This is a genomic window from Leclercia sp. TB492 (genome assembly GCF_049974505.2).
Classification (GTDB): domain Bacteria; phylum Pseudomonadota; class Gammaproteobacteria; order Enterobacterales; family Enterobacteriaceae; genus Enterobacter; species Enterobacter adecarboxylatus_C.
Map to the genome: position 1 here is coordinate 3,061,299 of NZ_CM127572.1, position 13,912 is coordinate 3,075,210.

Here is a 13,912-nt window from a genome sequence, read left to right on the forward strand (position 1 = left end):
ATGCCGGGCGGCGCTGCGCTTGCCCGGCCTACAAAATTCGCACCAACACGTCGGCCGGGTAAGGCAACGCCGCCACCCGGCATGCAGACCGCACCGTCCGCGCCCCGCGCCATTCAGACAATTCCCGACAGTCTTCCATATTTCCTCCATTTTTCTGCTCCATTGCCTCACTAAACTAGTATTATTTTCCGCACAGTTTCAGGATGAGTACGTATAACGATGAAAGGCCGCAATAAATCCCGCTGGGTAATCGCCGCTGGCATCATTGTGGTGGCCCTTGCCGCCGCGTGGTACTGGCATCAACACTCTTCGGCCCCTGCCGGTGCGACCAGCCAGGCGCAGCGCCCGGCGGGCGGTGGACGCCACGGGATGCGTGGCGGTGCGCTGGCGCCGGTGCAGGCCGCGACCGCGGTCAGTAAATCCGTGCCGCGCTACCTCTCCGGGCTCGGCACCATTACCGCCGCCAATACCGTGACCGTGCGCAGCCGCGTCGACGGACAGCTGATCGCCCTGCACTTCCAGGAAGGGCAACAGGTGAAAGCTGGCGATCTGCTGGTGGAAGTCGATCCCAGCCAGTTCAAAGTGGCGCTGGCTCAGGCCCAGGGCCAGCTGGCGAAAGACACCGCCACCCTCGCCAATGCCCGCCGCGATCTGGCCCGTTATCAACAGCTGGTGAAAACCAACCTCGTCTCCCGCCAGGAGCTTGATGCCCAGCAGGCGCTGGTCAGCGAAAGCATGGGGACCATTAAAGCCGATCAGGCCGCCGTGGCCAGCGCGCAACTCCAGCTCGACTGGAGCCGCATCACCGCCCCTATCGACGGGCGCGTCGGCTTGAAGCAGGTGGATATCGGTAATCAGATCTCCAGCGGAGATACCACCGGGATCGTGGTGCTGACTCAGACCCACCCTATCGATCTGGTGTTTACCCTGCCGGAGAGCGATATCGCTACCGTGATCCAGGCGCAGAAAGCGGGTCAGAGCTTAGCCGTGGAAGCCTGGGACCGGGCCAACAAGCAGAAGCTGAGCGACGGCACCCTGCTGAGCCTCGACAACCAGATCGACACCACCACCGGCACCATCAAGCTGAAAGCGCGTTTTAACAATCAGGACGACGCCCTGTTCCCTAACCAGTTCGTTAACGCCCGGATGCTGGTTGCCACCGAAGAGAACGCGGTGGTGATCCCGACCGCGGCATTGCAGATGGGTAACGAAGGCAACTTCGTCTGGGTGCTGAACAGCGATAACAAAGTCAGCAAGCACCTGGTGAAACCGGGGATTCAGGACAGCCAGAGCGTGGTGATTGCCGCCGGATTATCGGCAGGCGACCGCGTGGTCACCGACGGCATCGACCGTCTGACCGAAGGGGCGAAAGTGGAAGTGGTGGAAGCCCACGCCGACACCCCTGCCGGGCCTGCAAAACGCGAACATAAAAAACAGGGAGAGAACGCCTGATGCAGGTGATGCCCCCAAGCTCTACAGGCGGGCCGTCACGTCTGTTTATCCTGCGCCCTGTCGCCACCACCCTGTTGATGGTGGCGATCCTGCTGGCGGGGATCATCGGCTACCGCTTTCTGCCGGTCTCCGCCCTGCCGGAAGTGGATTACCCCACCATTCAGGTGGTCACGCTCTACCCCGGCGCCAGCCCGGATGTAGTGACCTCGGCCATTACCGCCCCGCTGGAGCGCCAGTTTGGGCAGATGTCGGGCCTGAAGCAGATGTCCTCCCAGAGTTCCGGCGGCGCGTCGGTGGTGACGTTGCAGTTCCAGCTCAGCCTGTCGCTGGACGTCGCCGAGCAGGAGGTGCAGGCCGCGATCAACGCCGCCACCAACCTGCTGCCCTCCGACCTGCCTAACCCGCCGGTCTACAGCAAGGTCAACCCGGCGGATCCGCCGATCATGACCCTCGCCGTCACCTCCTCCGCCATGCCGATGACCCAGGTCGAAGACATGGTGGAAACCCGCGTGGCGCAGAAGATCTCTCAGGTCTCCGGCGTCGGGCTGGTGACCCTGTCCGGCGGCCAGCGCCCGGCGGTTCGCGTGAAGCTGAACGCCCAGGCGATCGCCTCCCTCGGGCTGACCAGCGAAACCATCCGCACCGCCATCAGCAACGCCAACGTCAACTCTGCGAAAGGCTCGCTCGATGGCCCGACCCGGGCAGTGACGCTTTCCGCCAACGACCAGATGCAGTCTGCCGACGAATATCGTCAGCTGATTGTCGCGTATCAGAACGGAGCGGCGATCCGCTTAGGGGATGTCGCCACCGTCGAACAAGGGGCTGAAAATAGCTGGCTCGGCGCATGGGCCAACAAGCAGCAGGCGATCGTGATGAACGTTCAGCGCCAGCCGGGGGCGAACATTATCGATACCGCCGACAGCATTCGCACCATGCTGCCAACGCTTATCGACAGCCTGCCGAAATCGGTCAGCGTCAAGGTGCTGTCGGATCGCACCACCAACATTCGCGCCTCGGTCAGCGACACCCAGTTTGAACTGATGCTGGCCATCGCGCTGGTGGTGATGATCATCTACCTGTTCCTGCGCAACGTTCCGGCGACCATTATTCCCGCCGTGGCGGTGCCCCTGTCGCTGGTCGGCACCTTCGCGGTGATGGTGTTCCTCGACTTCTCGATCAACAACCTGACGTTGATGGCCCTGACCATCGCCACCGGCTTTGTGGTGGATGACGCCATCGTGGTGATCGAGAACATCTCCCGCTATATCGAGAAAGGGGAAAAGCCGCTGGCGGCGGCGCTGAAAGGGGCCGGCGAGATCGGCTTCACCATCATCTCCCTCACCTTCTCGTTAATTGCGGTGCTGATCCCGCTGCTGTTTATGGGCGATATCGTCGGGCGACTGTTCCGCGAGTTTGCAGTGACCCTGGCGGTGGCGATTTTAATCTCGGCGGTGGTGTCGCTCACCCTGACGCCGATGATGTGCGCCCGCATGCTTAGCCATGAGTCCCTGCGCAAGCAGAACCGCTTCTCCCGCGCCTCGGAACGCATGTTCGAGCGCATTATTGCCGCCTACGGCCGCATGCTGACGAAAGTGCTGAACCACCCGTGGGCCACCCTCGGCGTGGCGCTGGGCACCCTGGCCCTGAGCGTGCTGCTGTGGGTGATGATCCCGAAAGGCTTCTTCCCTGTTCAGGATAACGGCATTATTCAGGGCACATTGCAGGCCCCGCAGTCGGTGTCGTTTGCCAGCATGGCCCAGCGCCAGCAGGCGGTCTCGGAAGCGATCATGAAAGATCCGGCGGTGGAGAGCCTGACGTCGTTTGTCGGCGTCGATGGCACCAACCCGTCGCTGAACAGTGCCCGCCTGCAGATCAACCTCAAGCCGCTGGACGATCGTGACGATCGGGTCAACACGGTGATCGAACGATTGCAGAGCGCGGTGGCGAAAGTGCCGGGCGTGGCGCTCTATCTGCAGCCGACTCAGGATCTGACCATCGACACTACGGTGAGCCGCACCCAGTATCAGTTCACCCTGCAAGCCACCAGCCTCGATGCCCTCAGCACCTGGGTGCCGCAGCTGGTGGATGAGCTACAGCAGCTGCCGCAGCTCTCCGACGTCAGCAGTGACTGGCAGGACAAAGGGCTGGCGGCGTACATCAACGTCGACCGCGACAGCGCCAGCCGTCTGGGGATCTCCATGGCGGATGTGGATAATGCGCTGTACAACGCCTTCGGTCAGCGCCTGATTTCCACCATCTACACCCAGGCCAACCAGTACCGGGTAGTGCTCGAGCACGACACCCGGCAGACGCCAGGCCTGGCGGCACTGGATTCGGTACGCCTGACCAGCAAAGACGGCGGGGTTGTGCCCCTGAGCGCGATTGCCAAAGTGGAGGAGCGCTATACGCCGCTGGCGGTGAACCATCTGGATCAGTTCCCATCCACCACCATCTCGTTTAACGTCCCGGATGATTACTCGCTGGGCGAAGCGGTGAAGGCGATTACCGACGCGGAGAAAAACCTCAGCTTCCCGACCGACATCCAGACTAAATTCCAGGGCAGTACCCTGGCATTCCAGGCGGCGCTCGGGAGTACCATCTGGCTGATCGTGGCCGCGGTGGTGGCGATGTACATCGTGCTGGGGGTGCTGTACGAGAGCTTTATCCATCCGATCACCATTCTCTCAACCCTGCCGACCGCGGGCGTGGGGGCCCTGCTGGCCCTGATGCTGGCGGGCAGCGAGCTGGACGTGATTGCGATTATCGGCATCATCCTGCTGATCGGTATCGTCAAGAAGAACGCCATCATGATGATCGACTTTGCTCTCGCCGCCGAGCGCGAGCAGGGCATGCCGCCGCGGGAGGCGATCTATCAGGCCTGCCTGCTGCGTTTCCGTCCGATCCTGATGACCACCCTGGCCGCGCTGCTCGGCGCCCTGCCGCTGATGCTCAGCACCGGGGTCGGGGCAGAGCTGCGTCGTCCGTTAGGCATCGGCATGGTCGGCGGTCTGCTGGTGAGCCAGGTGTTAACCCTCTTCACCACCCCGGTGATCTATCTGCTGTTTGACCGCCTGGCCTTGTGGAGCAAAAGCCGCTTCCCGAAACGTGAAGAAGAGGAGGCGTAAGTGAAGTTTTTTGCCCTCTTCATTTACCGCCCGGTGGCGACGATTTTAATTTCGCTCGCCATCACCCTCTGCGGCGTGCTCGGCTTCCGGCTGCTGCCGGTGGCCCCGCTGCCGCAGGTGGATTTCCCGGTGATTATGGTCAGCGCCTCACTCCCCGGGGCCTCGCCGGAGACCATGGCCTCATCGGTGGCGACGCCGCTGGAGCGCTCCCTGGGGCGCATTGCCGGGGTCAACGAGATGACCTCCAGCAGCTCCCTCGGCAGCACGCGCATCATTCTGGAATTCAAGTTTAACCGCGACATCAACGGCGCGGCGCGGGACGTGCAGGCGGCGATCAACGCCGCGCAAAGCCTGCTCCCGAGCGGGATGCCGAGCCGGCCGACCTACCGCAAGGCCAACCCGTCCGATGCGCCGATCATGATCCTGACGCTCACCTCGGACACCTACTCCCAGGGGCAGCTGTACGACTTCGCCTCCACCCAGCTGGCGCAAACCATCGCCCAGATCGACGGCGTGGGCGATGTCGACGTCGGCGGCAGCTCCCTGCCCGCGGTGCGCGTGGGGCTCAACCCGCAGGCGCTGTTTAACCAGGGCGTGTCGCTGGACGACGTGCGCAGCGCCATCAGCAACGCCAACGTGCGTAAACCCCAGGGGTCGGTGGAGGACGGCAGCCACCGCTGGCAGATCCAGACCAACGACGAGCTGAAAACCGCGGCGGAATATCAGCCCTTAATCATCCACTACAACAACGGCGCGGCGGTGCGCTTAAGCGACGTGGCGAGCGTCACCGACTCGGTGCAGGACGTGCGTAACGCCGGGATGACCAACGCCAAACCGGCCATTTTGCTGATGATCCGCAAGCTGCCGGAAGCCAACATTATTGAGACGGTGAACAGCATCCGCGCCCGGCTGCCGGAGCTGCAGGAGACTATTCCGGCGGCCATTGACCTGCAGATCGCCCAGGACCGCTCCCCCACCATTCGCGCCTCGCTGGAGGAGGTGGAGCAGTCGCTGATTATCTCGGTGGCGCTGGTGATCCTGGTGGTGTTCCTGTTCCTGCGCTCCGGGCGCGCGACGCTGATCCCGGCGGTGGCGGTCCCGGTGTCGCTGATCGGCACCTTCGCCGCCATGTACCTGTGCGGCTTTAGCCTCAACAACCTGTCGCTGATGGCCCTGACCATCGCCACCGGCTTTGTGGTGGATGACGCCATCGTGGTGCTGGAGAACATCTCCCGTCACCTCGAAGCGGGGATGAAACCGCTCCAGGCGGCGTTGCAGGGCAGCCGGGAGGTGGGCTTTACGGTGCTCTCCATGAGCCTGTCGCTGGTGGCGGTGTTCCTGCCGCTGCTGCTGATGGACGGCCTGCCGGGGCGTCTGCTCAGAGAGTTCGCCGTCACCCTGTCGGTGGCGATCGGTATTTCGCTGCTCGTATCCTTAACACTGACCCCGATGATGTGCGGCTGGATGCTCAAGCGCAGCCCGCCCCAGTCGCAGCCGCGCAAGAAAGGCTTTGGCCGGATGCTGATGGCGCTGCAGGCGGGCTACGGCAAATCGCTCAAATGGGTGCTGAACCACACCCGGATCGTCGGCCTGGTGCTGGTCGGTACCATTGCGCTTAACGTCTGGATGTACATCACCATCCCGAAAACCTTCTTCCCGGAGCAGGACACCGGGGTGCTGATGGGCGGCATTCAGGCCGACCAGAGCATCTCCTTCCAGGCGATGCGCGGCAAGCTGCAGGACTTCATGAAGATCATCCGCGAAGATCCGGCGGTGGATAACGTCACCGGCTTTACCGGTGGGTCGCGGGTCAACAGCGGGATGATGTTTATCACTCTCAAAGCCCGCGACGAGCGTAACGAAACCGCCCAGCAGGTGATCGACCGCCTGAGGGTTAAGCTCGCCAAAGAGCCCGGGGCGAACATGTTCCTGGTGGCGGTGCAGGATATCCGCGTCGGCGGGCGTCAGTCGAACGCCAGCTACCAGTACACCCTGCTGTCGGACGATCTCGCGGCCCTCAGGGAGTGGGAGCCGAAGATCCGCAAGGCGCTGGCGGCCCTGCCGGAGCTGGCGGACGTTAACTCCGACCAGCAGGACAACGGCGCCGAGATGGCCCTGACCTACGACCGCGAAACCATGTCCCGGCTGGGCATCGATGTCAACGCCGCCAACAGCCTGCTGAACAACGCCTTCGGCCAGCGGCAGATCTCGACCATCTATCAGCCGATGAACCAGTACAAGGTGGTGATGGAGGTCGATCCGCGCTATACCCAGGACATCAGCGCCCTGGATAAGATGTTTGTGATTAATAGCGACGGTAAGGCGATCCCGCTCTCCTACTTCGCCAGCTGGCAGCCCGCTAACGCGCCGCTGTCGGTTAATCACCAGGGGCTGTCGGCGGCGTCGACCGTGTCGTTTAACCTGCCGACCGGCAAATCACTCTCGGAAGCCAGCGAGGCCATCACCCGCGCCATGACCCAGCTCGGGGTGCCGTCAACGGTGCGCGGCAGCTTCGCCGGCACCGCCCAGGTGTTCCAGGAGACCATGAACTCGCAGGTGATCCTGATTCTGGCGGCGATCGCCACGGTCTATATCGTTCTCGGCGTGCTGTACGAGAGCTACGTTCATCCGCTGACCATCCTCTCCACCCTGCCCTCGGCGGGCGTGGGGGCGTTGCTGGCGCTGGAGCTGTTTGGCGCCCCGTTCAGCCTGATTGCACTGATTGGCATTATGCTGTTAATCGGGATCGTGAAGAAAAACGCCATCATGATGGTCGACTTTGCGCTGGAGGCACAGCGCAACGGCAACATGACTCCGCAGGAGGCGATCTTCCAGGCCTGCCTGCTGCGTTTTCGCCCGATCATGATGACTACCCTGGCGGCGCTGTTTGGCGCGCTGCCGCTGGTGATCTCCAGCGGCGATGGCGCAGAGCTGCGTCAGCCCCTGGGGATCACCATTGTCGGCGGGCTGGTGATGAGCCAGCTGCTGACCCTGTACACCACCCCGGTGGTCTATCTGTTCTTTGATCGCTTACGGGTGCGTTTTTCACGTAAACAGAAAGAGACGGTAACCGGCTAATGACTGATCTCCCCGCCAACGTTCGCTGGCAGCTATGGATTGTCGCCTTCGGCTTTTTTATGCAGGCCCTGGATACGACCATCGTTAACACCGCCCTCCCCTCAATGGCGCAGAGCTTGGGGGAGAGCCCGCTGCATATGCATATGGTGATCGTCGCCTATGTGCTGACGGTAGCGGTAATGCTGCCCGCCAGCGGCTGGCTGGCGGACAAGGTCGGGGTGCGCAATATCTTCTTTACCGCCATCGTGCTGTTTACCGCCGGGTCGCTGTTCTGCGCCCGGGCGGAAACGCTGAACGAGCTGGTGATGTCCCGGGTGTTGCAGGGCGTCGGCGGGGCGATGATGGTCCCGGTCGGCAGGCTGACGGTGATGAAGATCGTTCCGCGTGAGCAGTACATGGCGGCAATGACCTTCGTCACCCTGCCCGGCCAGGTGGGGCCGCTGCTCGGCCCGGCCCTTGGCGGGATGCTGGTGGAGTATGCTTCCTGGCACTGGATCTTCCTGATCAACCTGCCGGTGGGCATTATCGGGGCGATAGCCACCCTCTGGCTGATGCCAAACTACAAAATGCAGACCCGGCGTTTCGATCTGGTGGGGTTCTTCCTGCTGGCGGCAGGGATGGCGACCCTGACGTTAGCCCTTGACGGTCAAAAGGGGCTGGGGATCTCCACCCTGTCGCTGGCCGGGCTGGTCGCCATCGGGGTGATTTCCATTCTCTGGTATCTGTGGCATGCCCGGGATAACGATCGCGCCCTGTTCAGCCTGAGCCTGTTTCGCAATACCACTTACCGGCTGGGGCTGCTCGGCAGCTTTGTCGGGCGCATCGGCAGCGGGATGCTGCCGTTTATGACCCCGGTATTTTTACAGATTGGCCTCGGCTTCTCGCCGTTCCACGCCGGGCTGATGATGATCCCGATGGTGCTCGGCAGCATGGGGATGAAGCGCATTGTGGTCCAGGTGGTGAACGCTCTCGGCTATCGCCGGGTGCTGGTGGCCTCAACCCTCGGGCTGGCGCTGGTGAGCCTGCTGTTTATGGGCGTCGCGCTGCTCGGCTGGTACTACGTCCTGCCGCTGGTGCTGTTCTGCCAGGGGATGATCAACTCCATCCGCTTCTCCTCCATGAACACCCTGACCCTGAAGGATCTGCCCGATGAGCAGGCGAGCAGCGGCAACAGCCTGCTGTCGATGATCATGCAGCTGTCGATGAGCGTCGGCGTCACCATTGCCGGGCTGCTGCTGGGCATGTACGGCCAGCATCACCTGACGGCGGACAGCCCCGTTGTCCATCAGGTGTTCCTCTACACCTACCTGAGCATGGCGGTGATTATCGCCCTGCCGGCCTTTGTTTTCGCCCGGGTCCCGGATGATACCAGCAAGAATGTCGTCATCAGGCGGCGCAAAAGGAGTGAACCATGAAGTTCTGGCGGCCCGGCATTACCGGTAAGCTGTTTCTGGCCATCTTTGCCACCTGCATTGTGTTGCTGATCACCATGCACTGGGCGGTGCGGGTCAGCTTTGAACGCGGCTTTATCGACTACATCAAACACGGTAATGAGCAGCGTTTACAGGGCTTAAGCGATGCCCTGGCCGAGCAGTACGCCCTGCACGGCAACTGGCGTTTTTTACGCAATAATGACCGCTTTATTTTCCAGATCCTGCGCTCGCTGGAGCACGACACCGACGACGATCGCCCCGGCCCCGGCATGCCGCCCCACGGCTGGCGCACCCAGTTCTGGGTGATCGACCAGGATATGCGGGTGCTGGTCGGCCCGCGCGCCCCGGTGCCGCCGGACGGCACGAAGCGCGCCATCACCGTGAATGGCGCTGCCGTCGGCTGGGTGATCGCCTCCCCGGTAGAACGCTTGACGCGCAATACCGACATCAACTTCGACCGGCAGCAGCGCCAGACCAGCTGGCTGATTGTCGCCCTCTCAACCCTGCTGGCGGCGCTGGCGACCTTCCCGCTGGCGCGCGGCCTGCTGGCCCCGGTCAAACGGCTGGTGGACGGCACCCATCAGCTGGCGGCGGGCAATTTCTCCACACGGGTGGATACCCGCAGCGAGGACGAGCTGGGCAAGCTGGCGCAGGACTTTAACCAGCTCGCCAGCACCCTGGAGAAAAATCAGCAGATGCGCCGGGATTTTATGGCCGATATCTCCCACGAGCTGCGCACCCCGCTGGCGGTGCTGCGCGGCGAGCTGGAGGCGATCCAGGACGGCGTGCGCAAATTCACCCCTGAATCCGTCACCTCACTGCAGGCGGAAGTGGGCACCCTCACCAAGCTGGTGGAGGACCTGCATCAGCTGTCGATGTCCGACGAGGGGGCGCTGGCCTATCAGAAAGCGCCTGTCGATGTGATTAATATTCTGGAAATGGCGAGCGGCGTTTTCCGCGAACGCTTTGCCAGCCGCGACCTGCGCATCGAGCTGTCGCTGCCGGAGAACGCGGTGGTGTTTGGCGATCGCGACCGGCTGATGCAGCTCTTCAACAACCTGCTGGAAAACTGCCTGCGCTATACCGACGCGGGCGGCGCGCTGCGTATTTCCGGCAAATGCGAAGATCACCGCTTTGCGCTGACCTTTGCCGACACGGCGCCCGGCGTCTCTGACGAACAGCTCAGCAAGCTGTTTGAACGTTTTTATCGCACCGAAGGCTCACGCAACCGTGCCAGCGGCGGATCCGGCCTGGGGCTGGCAATCTGCGTGAATATCGTCGAGGCCCACGGAGGAACCCTCCGCGCCGCCCATTCGCCTTTTGGCGGGGTTAGCATTACAGTAGAGCTACCGCTGGAACGCGATTTATCGAGAGAAGCATGACTGAGTTACCCATTGACGAAAACACACCCCGCATCCTGATCGTGGAGGATGAGCCTAAGCTTGGGCAGTTATTAATCGACTATCTGCGGGCGGCGAGTTATGCCCCGTCGCTGATCAGCCACGGCGATCGGGTCCTGCCCTATGTGCGCCAGACCCCGCCGGATCTGATCCTGCTGGACCTGATGCTGCCCGGCACCGACGGCCTGACCCTGTGCCGCGAGATCCGCCGCTTCTCCGAAGTGCCGATTGTGATGGTGACCGCTAAAATCGAAGAGATCGACCGCCTGCTGGGGCTGGAGATCGGTGCTGATGATTACATCTGCAAGCCCTACAGCCCGCGCGAAGTGGTGGCGCGGGTGAAAACCATTCTGCGTCGCTGCAAGCCGCAGCGCGAGCTGCAGGCGCTGGATGCCGAAAGTCCGTTAATCATCGACGAAAGCCGTTTCCAGGCCAGCTGGCGCAGCAAGCTGCTGGACCTGACTCCCGCCGAGTTCCGCCTGCTGAAAACCCTGTCGCACGAGCCGGGCAAGGTCTTCTCCCGCGAGCAGCTGCTGAACCATCTGTATGATGACTACCGGGTAGTGACCGACCGTACTATCGACAGCCATATCAAAAACCTGCGTCGCAAGCTGGAATCCCTCGATGCGGATCAGTCGTTTATTCGTGCGGTATACGGTGTGGGTTATCGCTGGGAAGCGGATGCGTGCCGGATCGGCGCGTGACAGGTGAAAAGTGACCCGCTACGGCGGGTAATCTTTCAGGCAGCTTCGGCTGCCCCGTGGGCGGTAATGCTATAACCCTGCTTTTGCCAGTGCTCCAGTTGCAGGCGCTGTTGCGGCGTCAACGTTTGCCCGGCCCAGACGAGGATATGCTGTCCGGGGAAGAACTCCGGATGGGGTAACTCCAGTGGTTCAGCGAACACGTTTATACGCCAGCCACGCTGCGAAAGACGCCACGCCTCCAGCCAGAGGCGGGTACGATCCTCAACACTCCAGCCAATCAGCAATGCATCCCTGCCCGCTTTGGCGCGTGATTCGCTCAGGCTGGTGACCGCCTGCTCAATCAGAATACCGTCCAGCATGCTGCACATTATGCCCGCGGTATTTTGATCGAGGCTGAGGGTTTCCCGGACAGGAATAAATACCTGGTCGATCAGCGCATCCACAGGATGATGCAGGCAAAACGTCACGATCTGGGCACGGCATTTTCCCGGACTGACCTGACGCAACGTGCCCATCATCTCATCCTGCAGCGTGCCCCAGTCCCCCGGCTCGGGGGCTTTGTCCTGATCGAGCAGGGCTTTAACCTTACCGACAGGCACGCCACGTTCAATCCAGCGCTTGATCTCCTCAATGCGCAGGATGTCGTCGTCGTCGAACTGTCGATGCCCGCCTTCACTGCGCTGCGGCTTGAGCAGACCATACCGGCGCTGCCATGCGCGTAGTGTGACGGGGTTGATACCGCAGCGTTCTGCCACGTCGCCAATACTGTAAAAGGCCATCAATTCCCCATGCCTGACCGATATATTCTGTAAACAAAGTAACGAATCTCATCGGGCTGTACAACCCGTTATATTGTACAACAGAATTGTATCACTGCCTGGAGTGTATCACTTTCAGAAGGTATCGCGCGGCTCAGGCCAGCAAACTGGCGGGACCCCGGCCAGTTCAGGGTGGGCAAACAGGTGTCCCTGGAAGTGAGAAACGCCGGCCGATTCGAGCCACATCCACTCCTCGGGCTGCTCAATACCCACCGCCGAGATCAGAATTTCCAAAGCTGTACAACATTTGATGATAGCCAGCACGATAGCCTGACGCGGGCCGCTCTTGTGTACGTCGCGGATCAGGTCGCGGTTGATCTTAATCCGGTCTGGCTGGAACTGTGCCAGCAGCAGTAGCCCGGCAAACCCACCGCCGAAGTGGTCAATCGCCACGCCGATGCCCGCCGCCTTCAACTCACGCACCGCGCCGGTAAACTCATCGAGACGGGAGATAACTTCGTTCTCCGTAAACTCCACGACGATCTGCTCGGCCACCAGCCCATGGGCCTCTATCTCCTGAATCAGATAGCTCACCGCATTGGGCACCTTGACCAGGGTCATCGGGAGCAGGTTAACAGAGAGGCTCTGATCCCCCAGCCCCAGCGCGCTGGCCATTGCAAAGGCAACGCTCTTACTTTTGAGGTCGGCTTCGTAGAGTTCATCTCCCACCAGCCCCTCGAACCAGTGGCGGGACTCCTCCCCTTCCGCAGTGCGGATCAGGGCTTCCAGGGAGACAATTTCCCGTGCCAGCGGATCGATAATCGGCTGAAAGGCGAAGCTGCACACCTCGCTGTAGCGCTGCTTCAGGGAGCGAACGCTGGGGGCGTCGGTATCGGCAATAAACTCCCAGTGATCCCCTGACGGCAGCTCAAAATAGTTCTCTTTTTCACTCTCCTCGACGAAGGTTCTGAAGAACTGCAGTGCCCTGTCGTTATAGGTAAGCTGGTACCTGGTCGTGCCTTTATCCAGCACGTTTTGCAGCACCTCATGCCGAATATATTTCCGTAAATCAAAGAGTTCCATACCGCATTTGCCGAAACGCCGCGCGGGGGAATAATCACACAGCAGTTCCACTACGTTGTGATGGCGCGGGTCTTCACATATCGCGCGGTAAATGGCTCTTACGTTCTCCTCAGGTCCTTCGAGCAGCTGAAAAAAGAGCTTGCCGTTAAACAGAAGAATGCCGCTGACTTCGGCTTCGCTGTTCTTTTTGTTTGCTGCAACAACCATGTCTTCCAGCACAGTAACCGGCACGTGGTCACGAAAGTGACTACGGTAAATGATGGTAGTGAGCATAGGGGTTCCAATAGAGGAGGTGAATGAAAGTCCACAGTATCAGATGGTTGGCGCTAAGTCTTGTTAACCGACCCGGGGGCTATCGCGCCCTTTTCCTGTTTCGGGAGTAATGGCGAAAATCGCCGAAAATGTACAATATTTCTTTTCTTTTTTACCAAATTTTTTACAGTTAACACATTGATATTTATAAGTTAGCACATAATGATCAAAATATATTTGTTAAGTTGTACAATTAGTATGTACAGTATTTACCAGTTAACAAGACATTAACCATTTTTTAGCTATGCAAATTTCAGGAGTGACATATGCGCGAGAACGGGTTTGCACCGAATACAGCCAATGCCATTGCCCAATATTTTAATAAAGCAAACCAGCCTTCCCAGCAGGAGACGCTGGGACAAATTGTGGTGGAGATCCTTCGGGAAGGAAAAATCCTCAACCGGAAAGCCATCTGCACCCGACTGCTTTACCGGATGGAACAGGCATCGGATCGGGAAGAGGAGAGCCGTTACCAAACGCTGATTGGCCTGCTGTTCGATCGTTAAGAGACGTACGCCCACAGCCGCTAATTGAATTGTTTTCAAGTCAGTTTTTTCTTCAGGCCAG

9 protein-coding genes are annotated in these 13,912 nt (G+C 60.7%); 7 read left to right on the forward strand and 2 right to left on the reverse strand.

The window, feature by feature from the left end; all coding sequences use genetic code 11:
• Nucleotides 1–219: 219 nt before the first annotated feature.
• The 6 genes from ACP4QI_RS14555 to baeR are packed head-to-tail and all read left to right on the forward strand — an operon-like array spanning nt 220 to nt 11,192.
• Nucleotides 220–1,452: an MdtA/MuxA family multidrug efflux RND transporter periplasmic adaptor subunit gene (locus ACP4QI_RS14555; protein ID WP_426495259.1), complete on the forward strand. Its 1,233-nt coding sequence runs from the start codon at nt 220–222 to the stop codon at nt 1,450–1,452.
• Entirely contained in the window at nt 1,452–4,577 is a 3,126-nt protein-coding gene (locus tag ACP4QI_RS14560; protein ID WP_426495258.1) for an MdtB/MuxB family multidrug efflux RND transporter permease subunit, read from the forward strand. The genes ACP4QI_RS14555 and ACP4QI_RS14560 overlap by 1 nt, the downstream gene beginning before the upstream one ends.
• A complete protein-coding gene (mdtC, locus tag ACP4QI_RS14565) occupies nt 4,578–7,655 on the forward strand; it encodes a multidrug efflux RND transporter permease subunit MdtC (protein WP_426495257.1) in 3,078 nt (1,025 codons plus the stop codon).
• Nucleotides 7,655–9,070 carry an MFS transporter gene (locus tag ACP4QI_RS14570; protein WP_142486398.1) on the forward strand — a complete coding sequence of 472 codons (1,416 nt, stop codon included), beginning with the start codon at nt 7,655–7,657 and terminating at the stop codon, nt 9,068–9,070. The genes mdtC and ACP4QI_RS14570 overlap by 1 nt, the downstream gene beginning before the upstream one ends.
• A complete protein-coding gene (baeS, locus tag ACP4QI_RS14575; RefSeq protein ID WP_426495256.1) occupies nt 9,067–10,470 on the forward strand; it encodes a two-component system sensor histidine kinase BaeS in 1,404 nt (467 codons plus the stop codon). The genes ACP4QI_RS14570 and baeS overlap by 4 nt, the downstream gene beginning before the upstream one ends.
• Nucleotides 10,467–11,192: a two-component system response regulator BaeR gene (gene baeR, locus ACP4QI_RS14580; protein WP_142486400.1), complete on the forward strand. Its 726-nt coding sequence runs from the start codon at nt 10,467–10,469 to the stop codon at nt 11,190–11,192. Before baeS ends, baeR begins: the two co-directional genes overlap by 4 nt.
• 35 nt (nt 11,193–11,227) lie before the next feature.
• Here the strand turns inward: baeR and ACP4QI_RS14585 are convergent, their stop codons facing one another.
• Entirely contained in the window at nt 11,228–11,971 is a 744-nt protein-coding gene (locus ACP4QI_RS14585; RefSeq protein WP_285128098.1) for a MerR family transcriptional regulator, read from the reverse strand.
• A gap of 114 nt (nt 11,972–12,085) precedes the next feature.
• A complete protein-coding gene (locus ACP4QI_RS14590; RefSeq protein WP_285128099.1) occupies nt 12,086–13,306 on the reverse strand; it encodes a diguanylate phosphodiesterase in 1,221 nt (406 codons plus the stop codon).
• A gap of 305 nt (nt 13,307–13,611) precedes the next feature.
• On the opposite strand from ACP4QI_RS14590, the gene ycgZ reads away from it, so the two are divergent.
• Entirely contained in the window at nt 13,612–13,851 is a 240-nt protein-coding gene (gene ycgZ, locus ACP4QI_RS14595) for a regulatory protein YcgZ (RefSeq protein WP_142486404.1), read from the forward strand.
• Nucleotides 13,852–13,912: the final 61 nt, after the last annotated feature.

What these genes read in the sequence shown, in the direction of transcription:
- ACP4QI_RS14590 (WP_285128099.1), bottom strand. Translation starts at nt 13,306, where the DNA reads ATGCTCACTACCATCATTTACCGTAGTCACTTTCGTGACCACGTGCCG.
- ACP4QI_RS14560 (WP_426495258.1), top strand. Translation starts at nt 1,452, where the DNA reads ATGCAGGTGATGCCCCCAAGCTCTACAGGCGGGCCGTCACGTCTGTTT.
- ACP4QI_RS14570 (WP_142486398.1), top strand. Translation starts at nt 7,655, where the DNA reads ATGACTGATCTCCCCGCCAACGTTCGCTGGCAGCTATGGATTGTCGCC.
- baeR (WP_142486400.1), top strand. Translation starts at nt 10,467, where the DNA reads ATGACTGAGTTACCCATTGACGAAAACACACCCCGCATCCTGATCGTG.
- ACP4QI_RS14555 (WP_426495259.1), top strand. Translation starts at nt 220, where the DNA reads ATGAAAGGCCGCAATAAATCCCGCTGGGTAATCGCCGCTGGCATCATT.
- ycgZ (WP_142486404.1), top strand. Translation starts at nt 13,612, where the DNA reads ATGCGCGAGAACGGGTTTGCACCGAATACAGCCAATGCCATTGCCCAA.
- baeS (WP_426495256.1), top strand. Translation starts at nt 9,067, where the DNA reads ATGAAGTTCTGGCGGCCCGGCATTACCGGTAAGCTGTTTCTGGCCATC.
- ACP4QI_RS14585 (WP_285128098.1), bottom strand. Translation starts at nt 11,971, where the DNA reads ATGGCCTTTTACAGTATTGGCGACGTGGCAGAACGCTGCGGTATCAAC.